This is a genomic window from Cupriavidus sp. 05T313 (genome assembly GCF_056396665.1).
In genome coordinates this window covers 1-1,867 of the sequence record NZ_JBFTLX010000475.1, presented here as the reverse complement: position 1 = coordinate 1,867, position 1,867 = coordinate 1, and the positions used below count along the sequence as shown (strand labels likewise).

General features: G+C 58.2%; 3 protein-coding genes and 1 tRNA gene. 1 reads left to right on the top strand and 3 read right to left on the bottom strand.

The annotated features are described in order from the left end of the window. Positions 1-147: 147 nt before the first annotated feature. Positions 148-333 (top strand): hypothetical protein, encoded by a 186-nt coding sequence (locus tag AC1DKD_RS40975; RefSeq protein WP_441634912.1) that lies wholly within the window; start codon positions 148-150, stop codon positions 331-333. 64 nt (positions 334-397) lie between these two features. On the opposite strand, the gene AC1DKD_RS40970 is transcribed toward AC1DKD_RS40975, so the two are convergent. The 3 genes from AC1DKD_RS40970 to AC1DKD_RS40960 all read right to left on the bottom strand — a co-directional run bounded on the left by AC1DKD_RS40970 (position 398) and on the right by AC1DKD_RS40960 (position 1,585). Further along, a tRNA-Met gene (locus AC1DKD_RS40970) sits at positions 398-473 on the bottom strand. Positions 474-669: 196 nt separating this feature from the next. Continuing rightward, positions 670-882 carry a hypothetical protein gene (locus tag AC1DKD_RS40965; protein WP_441634910.1) on the bottom strand — a complete coding sequence of 71 codons (213 nt, stop codon included), beginning with the start codon at positions 880-882 and terminating at the stop codon, positions 670-672. A gap of 127 nt (positions 883-1,009) precedes the next feature. Then, positions 1,010-1,585: a phasin family protein gene (locus tag AC1DKD_RS40960; RefSeq protein WP_441634908.1), complete on the bottom strand. Its 576-nt coding sequence runs from the start codon at positions 1,583-1,585 to the stop codon at positions 1,010-1,012. Between the last annotated feature and the right edge of the window lie 282 nt (positions 1,586-1,867).

The following is a 1,867-nucleotide window of genomic DNA, read 5'->3' as shown; positions in this document are numbered from 1 at the left end:
TCTCTGCGGACGGCGGCATGGCGATCCCCACCATGGCCATCGCCATTGACGACATGCAGGAAAGCGAAATCGCTCTAAGGTGAAAGCTTGCCCCGCCTGCGCCATGACGGCATCCGGGATTCCTTGAGTCACTTACCGGAGAGGAACATGACAGTGACGCTCAGGTATTGGTCTGAAGACGGCGATGAGGAAACCGTCGATGTATCGTCAGTACAACTCCTGTTGCAGATGACACCCCACCCTCCTTCGCCATTGCCGAAGAGCGCCCCGGCCAGCGAAAAGAAGCCTGAAAAGTGGACCATCCCAGACGATCCCCCAGGTGATTTCGCCTAGCGTGCATGCGGCGGCAGGCCAAGCAAAAAGCCCGTGCGGCATGAACCGGACGGGCTTTTGGTGTTGGTTGCGGGGGCAGGACTTGAACCTGCGRCCTTCRGGTTATGAGCCYGACGAGCTGCCAACTGCTCCACCCCGCGAAAGAGAATATACGCGGATTAAGAGCATCTGGATACCCCTAATACAAAAAGAACTGGAAAGTGCTAAGGCAAGCGGCCATTTGCGTAAGCAAGCGGCGTCTGATCCATGTGGCAAGTGAAGGACAACTGGCCTCGCGTGCGCCACATGTACATCGCACCTGCTCCACACTCGCCTGGAAAATATCTCCAAAAACGCTCAGCCATTGCCGTCTATCCACAGCTTCGCCCATTCATAGGCCGCCACCTTCGCGTCGGCGGACGAGGCATGATTGCGGCCAATCGACCTGGCATCCTGCACTACCGCCCCATCCTCCCAGATCGCGCACGACGCAATGTGCAATCCGTCCTTGATCGTCTTGCAGTAGACGTGGACGACATAGCCTTTGTATTCCGTGGTGCCGCTTTCCATCTGCGTCCTAGCTCCATTTCCATTTCGATGGATGCTAGCACGCGGCGCCTGCACAGCCCGGTGTCACAAGCGTCGTGCGGGCGAACCGGCCGCAGGCCGGTCGCATTCCAGCCGCTTGATCAGCGGATCAAGCGGCGGTCGACTTCTTGGCTGCCGCGCCAGCGGTGGCGCCTTCCTGCTCGGCGGCCTTGCTAGTGGCGACGGCTGCGGCCTGGAGAGTGCTTTCAGCAGTTTCAACGGCCTGCTTGGTTGCCTTCTGCACTGACTCGTAGGCGTTGTTGGCGGCGCTGATCGCGGACTTTACGATGGCAACGGTCGACTCGGCGCCTGCGGGCGCATTCTTGGCGAAGCTCTCGACGAGGGCCTGTATCTTCTTCGAGTTTTCAGCCAGTTGGACTTCGGCGACCTTGGTGAACTCTGACTGGGTCTCCGAGGCAATGTCGTACACGTGGCGGCTATACGCCATGGCTTTTTCGGCAATCGGCTGGACCAACGAGGCATGGATGGCCAGGATCTCCTGGGCATCCTTCGCGGCGAGCGCCTTCCTGGCGTTATCCACGTTTTCGGTGAAAGTCGTCTTGACCACTTGCAGGTTCAGTTCGACCAGCTTCTCAATACCTTCGAAGGCTTTGGTGGTCAGGCCGAACAGCGTTTCCACATTAGCCTTATGGACAGCCGCGACTTGTTCCGGGGTGAAGTTCATGCTGGTCTCCATGGGTTAGGTTCAACACTGTGCAAGGTAGGCTGTTTTGATGTCAAAGACATGACGCAGCCGACTTTCGCCGATCAGCCGTGRTCGCGACGGATGACAATTTCGAAGCCGCAAAAGCAAAACCCCCCAGTACTTTCGTACTGGGGGGTTTCAAGGGAGAGCCTGGCGATTACCTACTTTCACACGGGTATCCGCACTATCATCGGCGTGGAGTCGTTTCACGGTCCTGTTCGGGATGGGAAGGGGTGGTTCCGGGATGGGAAGGGGTGGTTC

Excerpts from the sequence above, each read along its gene's own strand:
- AC1DKD_RS40975 (WP_441634912.1), top strand. The coding sequence starts at position 148 with ATGACAGTGACGCTCAGGTATTGGTCTGAAGACGGCGATGAGGAAACC.
- AC1DKD_RS40965 (WP_441634910.1), bottom strand. The coding sequence starts at position 882 with ATGGAAAGCGGCACCACGGAATACAAAGGCTATGTCGTCCACGTCTAC.
- AC1DKD_RS40960 (WP_441634908.1), bottom strand. The coding sequence starts at position 1,585 with ATGAACTTCACCCCGGAACAAGTCGCGGCTGTCCATAAGGCTAATGTG.